At 52.4% G+C, this 16,332-nt stretch carries 14 protein-coding genes; 6 read left to right on the top strand and 8 right to left on the bottom strand.

Going from position 1 to position 16,332, the window contains the following annotated elements:
* Nucleotides 1-23 precede the first annotated feature (23 nt).
* Both ACIO0C_RS03040 and ACIO0C_RS03035 read left to right on the top strand, forming a co-directional pair.
* A complete protein-coding gene (locus ACIO0C_RS03040; RefSeq protein WP_401308047.1) occupies nucleotides 24-2,441 on the top strand; it encodes a helicase-related protein in 2,418 nt (805 codons plus the stop codon).
* A gap of 7 nt (nucleotides 2,442-2,448) precedes the next feature.
* Nucleotides 2,449-2,829, top strand: coding sequence for a hypothetical protein (locus ACIO0C_RS03035; RefSeq protein ID WP_401307628.1), 381 nt, complete (start codon nucleotides 2,449-2,451; stop codon nucleotides 2,827-2,829).
* A 195-nt stretch (nucleotides 2,830-3,024) separates the two neighbouring features.
* Here ACIO0C_RS03035 and ACIO0C_RS03030 read toward each other — a convergent pair whose 3' ends face one another.
* A complete protein-coding gene (locus ACIO0C_RS03030) occupies nucleotides 3,025-3,627 on the bottom strand; it encodes a DUF262 domain-containing protein (protein ID WP_401307625.1) in 603 nt (200 codons plus the stop codon).
* A 553-nt stretch (nucleotides 3,628-4,180) separates the two neighbouring features.
* A complete protein-coding gene (locus tag ACIO0C_RS03025; RefSeq protein ID WP_401307622.1) occupies nucleotides 4,181-4,993 on the bottom strand; it encodes a hypothetical protein in 813 nt (270 codons plus the stop codon).
* 591 nt (nucleotides 4,994-5,584) lie between these two features.
* Here ACIO0C_RS03025 and ACIO0C_RS03020 point away from each other — a divergent pair.
* Nucleotides 5,585-6,172, top strand: coding sequence for a hypothetical protein (locus tag ACIO0C_RS03020; protein WP_401307619.1), 588 nt, complete (start codon nucleotides 5,585-5,587; stop codon nucleotides 6,170-6,172).
* A gap of 92 nt (nucleotides 6,173-6,264) precedes the next feature.
* On the opposite strand, the gene ACIO0C_RS03015 is transcribed toward ACIO0C_RS03020, so the two are convergent.
* The 3 genes from ACIO0C_RS03015 to ACIO0C_RS03005 form a co-directional block, all read right to left on the bottom strand.
* Nucleotides 6,265-6,561: a hypothetical protein gene (locus tag ACIO0C_RS03015; RefSeq protein ID WP_401308045.1), complete on the bottom strand. Its 297-nt coding sequence runs from the start codon at nucleotides 6,559-6,561 to the stop codon at nucleotides 6,265-6,267.
* 147 nt (nucleotides 6,562-6,708) lie between these two features.
* Nucleotides 6,709-6,891, bottom strand: a complete 183-nt coding sequence (locus tag ACIO0C_RS03010) for a hypothetical protein (protein WP_401307617.1) — start codon at nucleotides 6,889-6,891, stop codon at nucleotides 6,709-6,711.
* Nucleotides 6,892-6,949: 58 nt separating this feature from the next.
* A complete protein-coding gene (locus tag ACIO0C_RS03005; RefSeq protein WP_401307614.1) occupies nucleotides 6,950-7,897 on the bottom strand; it encodes a site-specific integrase in 948 nt (315 codons plus the stop codon).
* A 179-nt stretch (nucleotides 7,898-8,076) separates the two neighbouring features.
* On the opposite strand from ACIO0C_RS03005, the gene ACIO0C_RS03000 reads away from it, so the two are divergent.
* Nucleotides 8,077-9,111 carry a DNA-binding protein gene (locus ACIO0C_RS03000; protein ID WP_401307611.1) on the top strand — a complete coding sequence of 345 codons (1,035 nt, stop codon included), beginning with the start codon at nucleotides 8,077-8,079 and terminating at the stop codon, nucleotides 9,109-9,111.
* A 655-nt stretch (nucleotides 9,112-9,766) separates the two neighbouring features.
* Here the strand turns inward: ACIO0C_RS03000 and ACIO0C_RS02995 are convergent.
* Nucleotides 9,767-10,798 carry a hypothetical protein gene (locus tag ACIO0C_RS02995; RefSeq protein ID WP_401307608.1) on the bottom strand — a complete coding sequence of 344 codons (1,032 nt, stop codon included), beginning with the start codon at nucleotides 10,796-10,798 and terminating at the stop codon, nucleotides 9,767-9,769.
* Between the two features lie 135 nt (nucleotides 10,799-10,933).
* A complete protein-coding gene (locus tag ACIO0C_RS02990; RefSeq protein WP_401307605.1) occupies nucleotides 10,934-11,704 on the bottom strand; it encodes an HNH endonuclease in 771 nt (256 codons plus the stop codon).
* A gap of 190 nt (nucleotides 11,705-11,894) precedes the next feature.
* Between ACIO0C_RS02990 and ACIO0C_RS02985 the strand changes: the two genes are divergently transcribed.
* Both ACIO0C_RS02985 and ACIO0C_RS02980 read left to right on the top strand, forming a co-directional pair.
* Nucleotides 11,895-13,499 carry an ATP-dependent nuclease gene (locus ACIO0C_RS02985; RefSeq protein ID WP_401307602.1) on the top strand — a complete coding sequence of 535 codons (1,605 nt, stop codon included), beginning with the start codon at nucleotides 11,895-11,897 and terminating at the stop codon, nucleotides 13,497-13,499.
* Nucleotides 13,492-14,559: a UvrD-helicase domain-containing protein gene (locus ACIO0C_RS02980; protein ID WP_401307600.1), complete on the top strand. Its 1,068-nt coding sequence runs from the start codon at nucleotides 13,492-13,494 to the stop codon at nucleotides 14,557-14,559. Before ACIO0C_RS02985 ends, ACIO0C_RS02980 begins: the two co-directional genes overlap by 8 nt.
* A gap of 155 nt (nucleotides 14,560-14,714) precedes the next feature.
* Here the strand turns inward: ACIO0C_RS02980 and ACIO0C_RS02975 are convergent, their stop codons facing one another.
* Nucleotides 14,715-15,761 (bottom strand): hypothetical protein, encoded by a 1,047-nt coding sequence (locus ACIO0C_RS02975; RefSeq protein ID WP_401307597.1) that lies wholly within the window; start codon nucleotides 15,759-15,761, stop codon nucleotides 14,715-14,717.
* Between the last annotated feature and the right edge of the window lie 571 nt (nucleotides 15,762-16,332).

Here is a 16,332-nt window from a genome sequence, read left to right as displayed (position 1 = left end):
GCGAAGTGCGCGATGCAGAACGCATGCGTCTGCGGATGTTGGCCTACGCCATCAAGGTATGGAATGAAAATACTGGGGCCCTTTCCCACCTTGAGATTGAGCCGCTGCCCCACCAGATTCACTTGGTGCATCACATTCTAGCTTCCGGCAACTTCAACTGGTTGATAGCCGACGATGTGGGGTTGGGGAAAACTATCGAGACCGGGATGCTACTGCATGCACTGCGGCAACGAGATCTTGCTAAACGCATCCTTCTGATCACACCCGCTGGCCTGACCAAGCAGTGGCAAGAAGAGTTGTATCACAAGTTCAAGATCGAAGACTTCGAGATCTATGGCGAGGACTTTTTCATCAATGAGTCCCGCCAATGGAAGATGCACGATTGCGTCATCGGGTCGATGGATCGGCTCAAGCAAGCAGATCACTTGGAAAGCCTGCTTCAGGCCGAACCTTGGGATTTGGTGATATTTGACGAAGGTCATCGACTTAGTCGCCGCCAATATGGGCTAAAGCTGGATAGCTCTGAACGGTATGATTTGGCGAAAAACCTGCGCAACCATACCAAACACATGTTGTTGCTGAGCGCCACCCCACACCAGGGTATGCAGGACAAATTTGTGGCGCTGCTTGAGCTCCTGCGACCGGAGCGGCGTACCGAGCTCCTAGCGCTCAATCTGAAGCCTGAAATCCTCCACGACATGGTGTTTCGCAACCACAAGGCGGATGTGACCGATGCGGAAGGAAACTTTATTTTCCAAGGCAAGATCACTAGCGCGTTGCAAGTGCCAAGCAGCCGTGAATCGATAGACTTCGATAAAACGCTTCAGGCTTATTTGCGCAAAGGATATGACGCTGGCGAGTCGCTCGGGCGTACGGGCAACGCCATCGGGTTCGTAATGACGGTATATCGCAAACTGGCGGCGTCCAGCGCGGCAGCCATTCACCGGGCCCTATGTAATCGGCTTCAGCGTCTCCTAGACGATCAAGAAAACGTTATTGCTGAAGATGAGGCAAGCGATGAGCGCTATCTAGGTGAGTGGGAGGAGCAATTCACAAGTGATGCTCGTGAGTTCTTTGCCGGCGAGGTGCAACTGCTTAAGGATCTTATCGCTGAGGCCGCAGCGCTGAAGGCAAACGACCTAAAACTGAAGCTGTTCATCGAAGATATTATCGGCAAAATCAACGCTGCCAATTCTGACGAGAAGGTACTGATATTTACCGAATACCGCACGACTCAAAGCTATCTCAGGGACGCATTGGCCGACCTCTATGGTAGTGATCGGGTCGATCTTATCAACGGCTCTATGCAGCATGCTGACAGGCGCGAAGCCATCAAGCGTTTTGAGGAGCAAGGGCGTTTCCTGATCTCGACTGAAGCAGGTGGGGAAGGCATCAACCTTCAAAGCAAGTGCCACGTCATGGTCAATTATGATCTACCTTGGAACCCCATGCGCTTGGTACAACGCATCGGTCGCTTGTACCGATATGGGCAAAAAAAGAAGGTTGTTGTGTTCAACATTCAGCAATCCGATAGCTTGGATCAGAGCATCGTCGACTTGATGTACGAGCGTATCGACAGTGTGGTGACCGACTTAGCCGGGGTTCAAAAGCATGAGTTCAATGATGGTCTGAAAGACGAGATACTTGGTCAGCTCGCGGAGCTTATTGATGTTGAAAGCATCCTCCAAGAAGCCACAAAGCTCGGCATCGACCGAACCCGAGAGCGTATCGACGAAGCCTTGAATCAGGCACGTACCGCTGCCGCCAAACAGCGAGAGTTGTTCGTCCACGCCGCTACCAGCGACCCAAGTGAACTGCGTGACGAGCTAGAAATCACCACTGATCACCTCTATAGCTTTGTCTTGGGAATGTTCGATCAGCTCGGCATCGAAATCGCAGAGCGGAGCCATAAAGAGCGGCTACTGCGTATACGCCTTTCTGACCAGGTGATGCGGGAGATGGGGCTTTCGCGCAAAGCTCCACAACGCATGGACGTCACCTTAGATCGCATGCTGGCCGCCAACCGTCCCGGCACCCACATGCTCGACCTCAACTCCAAGTTGATGCAGTACCTGCTGGGTAAAGCCTGCGAGTATGACTTTGGTGGTTTGGCCGCGATGCTTAAAGCTCCTGAGCTCGGCGAGGGCGCGCTAATCGGCGCAATGTTGCTGTGGCAAGGCCCGCAGGGCAAGCGCATGCGACAGGAGTTTGTAGCCATTCAGGTAAACGATGGTAAAGCCACGATGAACCCTACAAAAGCGACTCAATGGCTGCTGACACCAGCTGAACACAGTACCCAGAGTGCAGGTGAAGATTCCTCTAAATTACTGTTCGGGGTCGCAGCGGAAATGGCTAACCAGAGACTTGCAGATGCCAGTAATCGCTACCTAATACCTGAGAATTTGGATTGGGCTGCAGCAGGCTGGACGCAGCTTTCCTGAGGAGGCTTTGCTACGAGAAGGCGTCGAGGCTTTCCATCTGGGCAGACCCATCACGGCCATCAAGATCTTGGTCACCGAAATTGAAGGAATTTTAAACGCTGCTTACAGGACGCCTAACGGTAAGGCAGCCAAGACCAAGGTGCTATTGGATTTCGCCATCACGAGCGCGGAAAAGCGCACTGGTGGCCCTCGAACTTTGTTCCTCACTACCGAATTCAACCGCTACCTTCTGAACTACACCTTCGCCAATTACGACCCAGACAATCACGCGGGCGATGCGGGTTCTCGGCACGCGGTAGGGCATGGCGCCGCAAACAGTGAGAGCTACACGATGATCAAGGCGCTCCAGGTGATCTTGACCTTGGATCAGTTGGCCTTCTACACGTGATGAGGGGAACGTCAGCATGTCAATATCAGATCCAGTAGGCTCATCCGCCGACTATCTCAGACAATCGTACAAGCGTAGCGCGCAGGCCAGAATGGTCGAAGGGCATGAGGTTGGAAGCCCAACGGGCCAAGACCCGCGGGCTTGGTTCACGACAGCCGGCCCCTTGGGGCATGCCGCAAAAAGATTATCTAAAAGCTATTGAACTGCACGCTGATCGTGCGCGCGAGGCACTAAACCCTGAGCGTAAAGATCATACGTTTTGCGCAACGCCAGTTCGTCGTCTGAGCAGACGGTTGAATGTGCAAAGATCGTCGACAAGAACCGCTTGCGCTCGCTATTCCCCACCTCAGACCAAGTCCTCGGCTGACCTTGAGCATCCGGAACCGCCAATCGATCCATAAAATATTCTTCAAGACTGTGCAGCCGTTGCTGACCATCAATCAGGATCTCACTGTTTTCGGCCAGTGCTTTGCTCCCAGCAGAAGATCCGAGCCACTCGTTAGTGAGGTAGCTGCCAAGACCCGCCCCTGACCAAACAGCACTGATGAATCGAGCTTTTTGTCCCACGTGCCACACCAGATGCCGCTGCCAGGATGAAACAGGAAAACCCATAACAATCCGCGCTGCCCATGGGTATTTTTCTTGGACAGACGATGGGTCAGCCAGATACTGCTCAAGGCGCTGGGCGAGAACATCGATCGGAAACTGATGTGTCGATGTCTCCAGTATTCGGTGGGGCATCTGGATACTTGGGTCTGAAATTTCGTCGGCGGCGTTGCGCTGGAATACGGTGGTCATGGATGTCCTTAGAGAAGGGTACTGCTACAGGCTGGTCATAGTGTTTACGTGAAAGCGATGCAGTTGCCCCATCCGCTGTCGCGACATTAGTAAGTCACGCTCTGCGGATATGGGTTCGATCTGCTAGCTGTCTATAGTGCAACAGCTTACATGCCGCCCTAGCTCCGTCGCAGACAAACCCAGCTAGGGAAGAATGACCCCGTGTAGCCGCTCGAACGTTCACAGTCTCTGCGCTTGGGTTTACCTGGTTTCGTTGGTGAACAACAAAGCGGCGCTCAAGCGCTGGACGAACGTGAATGCTATCAAGCTGGTTTCTTGTCACGCTCATACAGATGAAAAACGGATGGTTTTGAAAAACCTTGAGCGCGATCGAAGATTTTTTTGCATTGGCGGGATGGACGTCGCGCTGCTTAGATCGCGATACAGATCGGGGCAGGGTGGGGGCACATCACCGACATCGCCAGCAGTGAGTGCCCGAACCGGCAACCGCTTTCAACTAAGTAACGCAGCTCGTTTTTTGCGTGAGCTGCAACCCTTTCCTCGGCGCCAGGCCTTACTGTGGGCGATTCTTTCGCGCGCCTCTTTTTTTCGGTTCCAACATCTCCCAGGTCGAATTACCCGAAAGCGCGCGTTTTACACAGTAGTCCTTTGTACGTGAACGAGGCGATTCGCTAAGCATGCGCTCATTAATCAAGGCAAAATACCTTTCAAGCTCTTTGCCCGTCAGAGACATAGGGCCCGGCTTTTTCTTGTTTTTGTCCCGGCCTCCTGGCAGAGGCTGGATATCGGACATAAGCATCTTGGAATACAACAAGTAGGCGTCATGCCCTGTACGCAAACGAAACTTCTCTGACCGGTCAATTTCATGTACTGGGGCGGATATCACCGGTAGAACATCTCGTGTTAGCCCAAGCTCCTCCGTCTCAAGAATTTCCTTGGCTCCACACCAGTAGGGGTAATCGGAGTGACCAGAGAAGACTTCGCTTTCACACGCGAAATGCACGGTAATATTACGATGGGAGTTCGCCACCGTTACGGCCATCCACAGCGACTCAATAGCAGTAAAGATGGTGCTGTCTACTTTTGTATCAAGGAGGAGATAGAGAGATTTAACGCCCACGTCCATAAGCTTGACTGGCGCTAAAGCACCAATATCACGTGCAGCCTCCAGAATCTCAAACACTTCATCATCCACACGCTGCGGATTGATCACTGCGAAGCGCTGCATAGCAGGGTGGGGCAAATCCTTAAGGTTCACATCTTTTGATTGAATACAGCCGAAGATCCTGTAGACGATGAAGACACCGGGATCGTTGTCAGGGTCAGGTATGGCACGAGCTAGCTTGAGCGAGGAAAGGTGGCGCATTTCTCTTCTCCTACCGTCGTTGATGATTGAAGGTAAGACCACTGCCGACGGGGAGTCAAGGCGAAACCTGCAAACTAAAAAAATGTTTCTTTAGCGTTATCAGTAACCTACGAGCATACCCTTAAGCTACGCCGCGGCTGCAAGGTCACTTTAATGACCCCTAAATGGGTCACTAACCTCGCTTTTTTCACCTAATGACCCTTTTTGGGGTCATTAACGAATGTCCGTATTGCGCTGCACCTGACCTGTCTGATGATTCCTGCAAAGCGAGGCATCGATTGTGAGTGCTAGCAGCGCTGTGGTCGGTATGCAGATTACGGGTTAAGCCAACGGTAAGCGGAGCGCGCAGGCCAATGGCCGGGAGGCGTGAGGATGGAGCCCGCAGGGCCAAGACTGGTACTTGCGCCAGGCTTGGTTCACGACAGCCGGCCCTGGCAGGGGCACGCGCCAATCATTGTCGCGCGCCTGTTTGACTGGCCGAGTGAAGCCACTCCGGGTTTACATGATCAAGAATTAAATTTTCTCATCTCGCTAAAGTTTGCGAGGCAAGCATCCGTTGTTACTTCAAAGAGCCTAATAACGGAGAAAATGATGTCCAAAGTTGAAGTGAAACGAACTCCATTTTTTGCGGAGCGCAAGCTCACATGCTGGCGAGATCGGGAATATGACGATCGCTATCGATGCAATGTCTCCAAGGATGGTGAAGGCAGGATCAAACTTCAGCTGGATATTATCGAAACCAGTTTCGCCAGTGCTGTAGCCGAGGAGCTTGCTCGCTGCCTTTATGATGCGGTGTTCATTCTCGTAGGAAATCTAGCTGGATATGTATTAACGCCGAACGCTAGGGAAAGTATTTTTGAGCGCAACTACCGAGGAGGAATATCAGGCCGATGGAGATACATCGCTGAGGGGGAATTCACCTGCAAAGTATCCGATAAGGAGGTTTACTTTGTTGACATGCCAGCCGGTACGGATGATGCACATGAGAAGGTTCGCATTTATTCGATGGAAGATGGTGGTGTGGAGATTGTGTTCGAGTTTATGTGCTATTCCTTCAGCATGCACGACGCTGTGTGGCTCGCGAACACTTTGATGGAAGCGCTGGAATGTAAACCCTTGGACGTATTGGAGACTACCGTTATGAACAGCAGTCCTGGCGGCGGATTTCTCATGATCTGAATTTTAGAATCAGAATCTCTTGCTGGGCGACCTTGCGTTTAGGTCGCCCGATACCAAGCGTGAACTGTGATCACTCAAGGTCTGTAAGAGGATCAGATGTTACGCAGTAGATCCTCGAGCTGCCGGTGCTCGTCAGTGGTGAGCAGCTCGACTGGATCAAGAGCGTCGTTTGAACTGAAGTCATACTTTCTACCGTCCGGGGAGTAACAGCTATCACAGTAGTCGAGGTCGCCAGCATCATTGAAGAATGTAATAACCCAGCCATCCACTTCCACGGTCATTAACCCACAGTAGATGTCGTTCCAGCTAGCCTCGGTGACTCGGCGCATTGTTCGTGAGGCCATAGCCGAGTCACGCAGCACTTGGTAAACCTCTCGGGCTGTCAGCATTTTTGTATCGGACACGGCATTCTCTCTGATGTGTGAAGCTGACACTGTGCGATGAGCAGCAACCTTGGGCCGTTACTGGCGCTTTTCAGTAATGGATGTAAAGAAACAAAGAAAACCGAGCCTTGTAGCTCGGGTGGAGAGAACCGCTCACTTCACGAAACGCTTCAGCTCAAGGCGAGCCTTGATGATCTTGCCTTGAATTTCGATAGGGTCAATAGACATCCCGCCATCGCTGGTGACAGCAAGGGTCTTGAGGTTGTTGATGGCGTTGACGAACGCCTTCTCTCTATTTTTCTCAAGCTCTGAGCGGTTATCGGTAAACCATCCCATAGCGTTACTCCTTCCTTTCAGACCAGCGCTCAAATTTCCCAGCAAGTTGCTATGAAGCTCAAGGTGAATCCAGCTGCGTCACCGGGGCTCGTAAAGCCAGCCCACCGAATGAGCCGCCGGCGTCGACATACCGCAACGCCGATTTCACATCCTTCCAACCTACATAGCTCATCAGCGACTTGATATCCCAGCCATTTGCTGAGGCCCAGGTTGCAAAGCCTCGCCGCATTGAGTGGCTGCTGTAAATGTCGGAAGGCACTCCGGCTCGCCTGAAGCACCGACGGAGCATCGGAATCAAGCTATGGGGGTTGATACCATCGTCAGCTAGATTGCCCCAGCGATCGATCTTCCTGAACACGGGGCCGTGAGCAATGCCGGCCACGGTGATCCAGTTCATGTAAGCCTGCACAGGACATAGTTTCTTGAGGGCAGGGGTATGGAACGTCGTCCCCTGGTGCTGTCGATCGCCTTTGGTGTAAGGCAAATAGAACGTGATGCCGACACCGGCCTCCGCTTGAGTATGCTCGACTTGTAGTCGCGCCAATTCGTCCCCGCGAAACCCTCGCCAAAACCCAATCAACACCAATGCAATGTCACGTCGACATTTCATCACGCTTCGGTAGTCATTCCGCTCAGCGGCTAGATTCGCCTCGCGCTCAAGCCAACTCACTGCCATCTCCAGGTGGTTCAGGAGGAGAGGGGCCGCTTGTTTCGCCTGGGCCGGATGCAATGTCCGGATGCCCTTAAGCACCTGCCGTACGTTCGGCGATTTCGTTGGATCAGGAAATCCCTGAGTGATGTGCCACTGGGCCAGGGCAGCTAAGCGCTGCTTTAGTGTGCTGATGGTGTGCTTGTCCGCGTATTCGGCCAGGTAGCGGACGATGCCGTCGCCAGTCGCCGGCAGAAACCCTCCCCAGGTCACTTCGAAGTGCTCTACCGCGGCGCGGTAACTGCGCCGGGTGTTTTCCCGGGTACCGGCCTGCAGGTACCTATCAGCCTTGTTCATCTCGACCCTTCTACGCGAAACGTAAGTTTTCCAGCGATGAAAATACAAAAATCGGCTTTATGATGCGATAAGCCTCCATTATTTGATCATAGAAATGCGATTTTTGTGACTGTATTTTTTGCCTAATGTAAGATGTATTTACGTAATACGTTTTACACTACGAAATCGTAGGAGAGGGTATGGCACGCGGCGGTATAAACAGGGCAGTCGTCCAAATAGCGCGAGATGCGCTGATTGCACGGGGTGTAAATCCCAGCATCAACGCAGTGCGGGTCGAGCTTGGAAATACAGGCTCGATGACGACCATCGCCCGGTATCTGGGCGAACTCGGAAAAGGGGAGCCACTGCCGAAGGAGCGTCGAGAGCGCTTGAGTGATGAGCTCAGCGGGCTGGTTGGCCGGTTGTTGGATCGCTTGCTCGAGGAAGGCGCCGAAGAAGTAGCCGAGGCTCGAGCTGAGCTCGATAAGCACCGAGCTTCAGTAGATGAACAGCTTGCGCAAACTCAAGTTGCTTTAGCGGACATGCAGCGCCAGCACGATAGCCTTCAAGCAGCGCTCGACGTCCAGGCTGGCGAATTGAGTACGTGCCAAAGCAGCTTGCAATCCGAGCTCACGCGTAACGCTCGCCTAAGTCAAAGTTGTGCTGACCTGGAAGTGCGGGTACACGAGAAAGATGAGCAGATTCGCTCGCTGGAAGAAAAGCACCTGCATGCTCGTGACGCACTCGAGCACTACCGCACGGCCGTGAAAGATCAGCGCGAGCAAGAACAGCGCCGTCATGAAGGCCAGCTCCAACAAATCCAGGTTGAGCACCGTCAGTTGCAACAGACACTTTCGGTGAAACAGGACGAGCTTAGCCGCTTGAATCGAGACAACGAGCGCCTCCTTAGCGACTCCCGCCAGCAAACCAAGCTTGTGACCACCCAAGGCGAGACCATCACGCGACTCACTGGTGATCTCAACGCATTGGCCATCGCGTCAGCTAGAGAGGAGGGCGCTAAGGAGCAGCTTATCGATCAGCTTACTCATTCCCGCGAAGAGTCAGCCTCCCTGCGCGAATCCGTCACCCAGGCCGAGACGCGAGCTAAGAATGCGCAGCTGCTACTGGAAACGACTCAGCATGAGGTCGACCAACTGCGGCAAAAGCTGAACCAACTTCCAAATGAAAAGAATCCATCACAGAGTGAGCGAGCAGATGATCAGCGCCAAGAGTGATGCACATCTAGATGAACCACGCGCATCCGGATTTCGGGAGGCCCTCCAGCGACTACGGGAGCATGCGGTTGCTGGACATCTCCAACTACAGGTGGAGCGGCGCCCTGGATTGAATTATTCAAAGGGTAGGGCTGTGACGAACCTGTGCGCGAGATAACCCGACAATCAATCATCGTGCGTGATGAGTGGGGGTGTACCGAGGCGGTGAATCTGGTGGAGAGTGTTTGATGCACATTCGAGACGGGTCTATAGGCAGAAACTGTGCGTGGGCCCGCCGGATAGATTGTGCAGTTGAAAGCGCACCGCTTGGCATCAGGAGAGGGGTCGCCAAGCGGCGCAGCTTAGTTACTACTTACTACGTGTCTTACCTGCATCACTGCGCTTGTCACGAATCTGGCCATCCTGGTTTCGCGAACGCGGCTGCTCACCGCCACCAGGCTTCGGAACGTTCACGTTTTTGTTGATAGGGCGTCGATCAGTCATCGCAAAATCTCCTACGTCATGTGGTCATTTCACAAAAGTTAGTGCACTCATCGATCACCACGAGAAACACATCATGTTGTGGTTTGTAGCGATCTACAACACAACATAGCCCAGTCTCTGCGTAGCCGCAAGGGGGAAGCTCGGCGATGGCATAGACGTTCAATGTAAAAGGTCAGTGTTGGTAATCACTCTCCGAAATGCTCTGGGAGGGATTCTGATCTGCCCACACTATCGAGCGCTTCAAGGCTTCAAGTGAGCGTCCAAACGAGAGGCCATAGCCTTTGCTCGAAAATTGGTATTCCTCATCGAGCCCCCATCCTTTGAATCGCACCTCTCCATAACGAGCTTTCGGTATCTGGTAGTTATCGATAAAGCGACGATCCGGAGAGCCATCCTTGTTTTCACGCAGCCAGCTATATCCAGCAATGCTTGCGTCACTGGGTAACGCATCCGTTTCAATGAATCGGGTGGTACCCGCCGTAATGGTGAGATCTTTAATCGACAGAACCTTCAGGCTTGTAGGGCCTTCGAGCACCACGACACCAGGGAAAACGTACAGCACCTCTCCATTCCCGTTGGGAAGTTGAGGCACACTTGCATAGGGATCCCCATCAGAGATTAATAGGCAACGCGGCTTGCCTTTGTAAAAACGCACAGGGCAGCGATCTACAGCGCGGCGGGCATTGGAGCGCTCAGTAAACTGATCGACGGGGCTGGAGCCCGTGATATTCCAGATCACTTCGCTGAGCCTGACATCCGAAAAGGTATGAAGCACCGTGTCATATTTCTGCGCGATGTCGCTACTCATAATCCATTCAAAACGCAGCCCAAGAGCGTCAAGTTTTGCCTGCACCTCCTCAAACTGAAGTACCTCCTGAGACTCCATCTGATCGAGTCGCGTCGTTGCCTTACGCTGGAAAAACAAGCTCAGGATCGGTTGTAGCCACTTGGAGCGCTTGCGTTGTGAATTCAGGGTTTCCTGACGCTGGGTGAGCTCACTCGACAGCGCTACCCGCATCTTGTCAATGTGACTGAAGATGTCCTGTAAATCCTTGATGCTGATTTCATCCGCCTCCATGCCTCGTCTATTGAGTTTTCTGACCCCCGCCCCGGCAATCTCGAACGTCGGACAGAGACTGTCGCTGGATACATGCAGCCACAGCCCATTCACAACTTTGACCCGCTTACGGTACTGCAGCGACATCTATCCCTTCCTTTTGATTCGTCACTTTAAATGACACGTCAAGCTATCTACTCGCTGCGATTCTTGATAGCGATGCTGATGCGTAACATGTGGATCGTTGAAGGCTCAGACTTATGGCCTCGTCACTGATGCAGGTCAGTCACGGGTAGTACCAGTCGAAGCCAAGCACTTTTTAAGCTGCTCGATACTCATGACCTCAGATCTCCGGTGAACTACTGCGTGACAGTTCGGGCAAAGCGGGATCAAATCGGTCAACGGGTTCAGTTGGTATTCCGTGCCAATCTGACTCAGCGGGATAATGTGGTGCACATGGATCAGCCCCTGTGCAACCTCGCCGTAGACAGCGCCAAAATCGAAACTGCAGGCAGCACATACAACACCATGATGACGAATACATGCCTCACGGGCTTGAGGGTTGCGCTCGTAAGCATTGACCTTAATTTCCCTTACGGCACCTTCCGAAAAGAGCTCAGCCTCGATCACTTCTTCGGGAATCATTGCTACCGGCGGCTCATCGCACGCATACCAATCTCCATCTTCATAAGATAGCCATTTCCGTTCGATAGAGCGCTCGAAACGCTTGATCTTCGCGGGGCCGCGCCCATCCTCATCCTGGAGTTCGTCCGAATGCATGATCTTGAAAGTGTGGAGTTCATATCCCTCTTCGGCGACCAACCTAAGGTGCTCCACGCTCTGGCAATAGCCGCTGTTTCGCCGCCCGTTCTCGATTTCCCAATCATCGCTGAGGATAAGCGCTCGACCAGCGTTGGTATTGATGTCCCAAGCGCCGAAGATGATTTTACGCTCTTGCTCGTTAATAAAAGACCAGCTCCACGTCCAGTTTCTACACGTCGCCCCCAATGACTCAATAAAAGCTTTTCTGGTGGAGAAGGGCGTTGTAGTCATGTGCAAATCCTGTGCGGTAACGGAAGGAAGGAGGTGATAAAAAATCTTGAATCGACTTCCCGGTTAAGGCTATGTCCCCCAACAGAGAGAATCGTGAAGCAGTCGACAAATTAACCACTTCGCTTATAGCATCAGCTCACAGCGCCATCAAAGCGCCATCTAACAACAATTCGTCAAAGGAATGCCGACAGTGATCACCAAAATTCGAATCCGTGGTTACCGCATTTACAAGGATTTCTTACTGAAGCCAAACCCTAGCGTGAACATCCTGGTCGGAGACAACGACGCCGGGAAATCCACCTTAATGGAGGCCATCTCGCTCGCGCTCAACGGACGGATCGGTGGGCGGGGGATCTTGGAGGAGCTCAACCCTCACTGGTTCAACACCGAGATGGTGGCTGAATTTCTTGCCCTCAGGAATGCGGGGAAGAAGCCTAAACTGCCGGAAATCCTGATTGAGCTCTATTTGCAGGACACACTGGAACTCCAGGTGTTGCTCGGCGCCGTTAACGCGGACGTCCCCACGAACGCTTGCCCTGGAATCGTTCTGTCTATTGCCCCCAGTGAGGAGTACCAGGACGAACTGGATGAATGGCTGAAAGCCCCATCTGCACTGCTCCCCGTCGAGTATTACACCTACGAATGGCGCTCTTTCGCTGATAGTGAACTCACACGACGGCCACGGGCACTCTCGGTGGCCACCATTGATTCTCGTACGGTCAAATCCGCCGCCGGAGTTGACTACCATCTCCGCCAGATCCTGAGCGACCACTTGGAAACATCCGAGAAAGCACAGATCTCGCTGGACTACCGCGGTATCAAAGCATCCATGACTGATGGAGCACTAGCGCCGGTGAACAAGCGACTTTCCGGACTGGGCGCTGCGCTGCAATCAGAACCAATGGCGCTAGCAATGGATCAGACGTCTCGTACGTCTTGGGAAAGCGTGGTTACACCACATGTTGACGGGCTCCCGTTTGCGATGGCAGGCCAGGGCCAACAGGCCGCCATCAAGATCTCTCTCGCGATGAAGCGTCATTCTACGAAGGCGAATATCGTGATGATCGAGGAGCCTGAAAACCATCTATCTCACACCAGCCTGACGACCCTACTCAATCGCATCGAAGAACTGGCGACGGAAAAACAGCAGCTATTCATTTCGACTCACAGCACCTACGTGTTGAACCGGCTCGGCCTCGACGCATTGCTGCTCCTTCATCGCAACAGCGCCTCCAAGATCACAGAACTCGATCCAGATACAGTGAGCTACTTTCAGAAGCTGCCTGGCTACGACACCCTCCGCTTGGTGCTAGCGAAAAAAGTCGTTTTGGTCGAGGGGCCATCCGACGAAATAATCTTCGAACGCGTCTACAAAGATTGCTTCGGCTCACGCCCGATGGCCCACGGGATAGATGTAATCAGTATGCGTGGTCTGGCAATAGCGCGATGCCTTGAGCTTTGCGCGGCCATCAACAAGCCCGTAGCCGTGATGCGTGACAACGATGGCATTGAACCAATAGATCTACGTGCACCGGTTCTAAAGTGGCTGGACGTGACGCGCAGAGAGCTGTTCATCGGCACCGTGGCTGACGGCACCACACTCGAACCCCAGCTTATTACAGCGAACGGCGAGCCTCGGTTGCGCAAGATGCTCGGCATCACTGCGGCAGCAACTCTATTGACCTGGATGGCGCGTGAGAAAACAGAAGGGGCAATTCGACTGGCTGAGTCGGATGAGGTGCTCAGCCCACCAGCCTACATGAAGGCCGCGGCGGAGTTCATCCACAATGCCTAACTTTCTTACCTTGGCTGTCGCTGGCGGTAGAAAAACTCAAGGGCTGGTTGATCACTGCAGAGTACTACCAACCGATCGGCGTGTGCTGATTGTCACGTTCACCCAGACCAATCAGCAGGAGCTGATCCATCGTCTCGGCGCCCAAGCGGGTGATCGCTTTAACCTCGAGGTTCTGGGTTGGTACACATTCTTGCTTCGCCATTTTGCAAAGCCGTTCCTGCCATTCAAATTCCCGGGTGAGCGGGTAGGGGGCTTCAACTTCGAAGGTCGCCCCAGCATGTACGCGAACGGCAAGCAGAGATTTATGGATGGCAACAACCAGATCTACGCATGCGAGCTCGGACGCCTCGCGCGGGAGCTTATGGCGGCCACTCCAGTGTTGATACGCAGACTTGAGTGTCTCTACGACGAAATTCTGATCGACGAGATACAAGATCTCAGTGGCTACGATTGGGAAATCGTCCATGAATTGCTTGAGTCGCGGATCGACGTCCGCATGGTTGGTGACGTGCGCCAAGCGGTGCTCTCAACAAACCCACGGGGACAGAAAAATAAACAGTATGGGTATGCAGGTGCACTTGAATGGTTCCTTGTACGCGAAAAGGGAGGGCTGCTTAGCATTGACTATGCGACCACGACTTACCGCTGCCGAACCGAGATTGCGACGTTCTCTGACACCATTTTTGATGAGTCATGGGGTTTCCCAGGAACCACATCTGAGAACCACGTGGTGTCTGAACATGATGGCGTTTACCTGGTGCATTCGAAGCATGTCGACCAATACGTCGAGCGGTACCGACCTCAGTGTTTGCGCAGCACCATAGCTTCTGGCAAGGAGTTCGAGTTGGACTTCATGAATTTCAAGGTGTCGAAAGGTGCGACATTTGAGCGGGTGCTGATCATGCCTACCGCGCCGATCGAGGCTTTCATCCAGAAGCAGACTTATCTCGAATCCACGCCAGCGGCCGCCTTTTATGTTGCAGCTACGCGGGCCAAGCAAAGCCTGGCGATCATCATCGACAAGCCTGGGAACTCAAAACTACCGGTGTGGGTGCCGTGACCCAGATGGCCTTATTTGCTTGGCTGCAATAGAGCAGGGCATTTGTGAATAGCTAACACGAAATTTCCGGTCAGAAACCATGAAGCCTCCGGTTGGAGAGTAGGAAGCATGTACACATTTTGGCTAAATCTTACGCATATTATGCACGGACTATGTTAGGGAAATGAGGATTTGCGGAGTGTCGAAAATGTTAGGATTTGAAATTTACTGACGGCTTCTCTTATCTCAGGATCCTCGGAATCATGGGCAATTTTTACCAATTCGCTCCTGCATTTTCTGGCAAATTTACCTTCTGGAGACGTTGTGAAGAGCATATGTGGTGGAAGCGGCTTCTCAGGATCAAGGTCAATATGCTTAAGATAACGTCCAAAAAAATGGGCGAATTGTCCGCCTAAAACTCTAGATTCACCGCTCGATAGCATCTCCACCCATTCGCCGTCTGAATTTTTGGAGTATTGGTTGAGCAATGCTGGGCTACTTGAGCTACCAATTAATCGTCGTCGCGACTGCCGTGAGCTCCTAGCAAGGGAAAAATATACTAGCGTGATCAGCTTGTGTTTCTCACCATATGGAAGTTTCTCAAGATGACTGAGATACCAGTCCATTTCATATGCAGTCAATTTATCAAAACTCTGAGATGGTTGAGCCCAGAATCCTTTAAGAACTGAATCTGCCTGCGTTATGGACACGTCTCGATAGTAGAAGTCAAAGAACTTATTGATAACTACCTGTGCGAATCCAAGCTGGCATGACGCATCTCGTGGTGATGACAAAAATGGACGCCATTCAGCATTGATTTGCCAGTTCTCGTAGGGTTGCAATGGATTTGCATTGAATTTTGAGCATGCTGCAGGTGCGCACCAGTCAATCTGAGGATTGCAAAAAAAAACAGCGTATCGATGGAGATGAATGGACGCCAAATCCAACAAAGACAAGCCTTGAGAAAAGCTCCAGTTCAACAGTCGTTCGAGGTGAATGGTTTCGAAGTAATAAGCCTCATTAGCTTGTTCAGGCCTCCAGCTGTGCGCCAACCAGGCAAGGTATCGGTGGCAGTACCAGATGCTGATAAATGGACGGCAAACCGCATCCACAGCTTCGAGCCTGGTAAGCACATCGACATTTTCTGGAAATTGACCGAGGCCTGACGGACGCCACTGAGCGTACGGGCAGAACATTGGAAAAGGGACAAACGGCGACGCCATGCGGACACCAGCATCGTAAAATTAGGTTGTTACCAGAAATTGTAGACGTTTATGGGGTGTGCACCACGTAACACAGGTTGGCGAAAGACAAATATAGGCTAGGAGCTAGGAGAGCTGCGTAAGTCTATGATTTTCTGACGACACAGGTTCGTGGAAAAAAGCTCACAGGTTGATGAAAATGAACAACAACATGAACATTATTAACATAGCATCTCATTTAACATAATATACATTATGCGCACTCATAGATATTCCACACAGGGTGCCTCTGAGGCACATTTCAAAGCTTGGCCGCATGGCTCTCAGGAGTCATCGTGTATATCTGGCCTTTCACCTCAGGTTCATCGGTTTGCTCACAGATCACTTGTTTGGTAAACCTTTTAGCGCTACAGATCGCTGCCGCTTCCTGGTATCGCCGTAGCGCCTGATTTTGTTCCATGCACAGAGAATTCGAACCGCATGCGAGTCCGCTTATTCGTTTGATTTGGAAACGGCTTGTTCCTTCACGGCATTACTAGCGTCTCTGGTCTATCTGCAAACACGTCGCTGTGTAAAATCCGTAGCGTTGAGC

The organism is Pseudomonas sp. NPDC087336, assembly GCF_044744285.1.
Lineage (GTDB): Bacteria > Pseudomonadota > Gammaproteobacteria > Pseudomonadales > Pseudomonadaceae > Aquipseudomonas.
The sequence above is the reverse complement of the archived record's forward strand: the minus strand, read 5'-3'. Positions and strand labels throughout refer to the sequence as shown.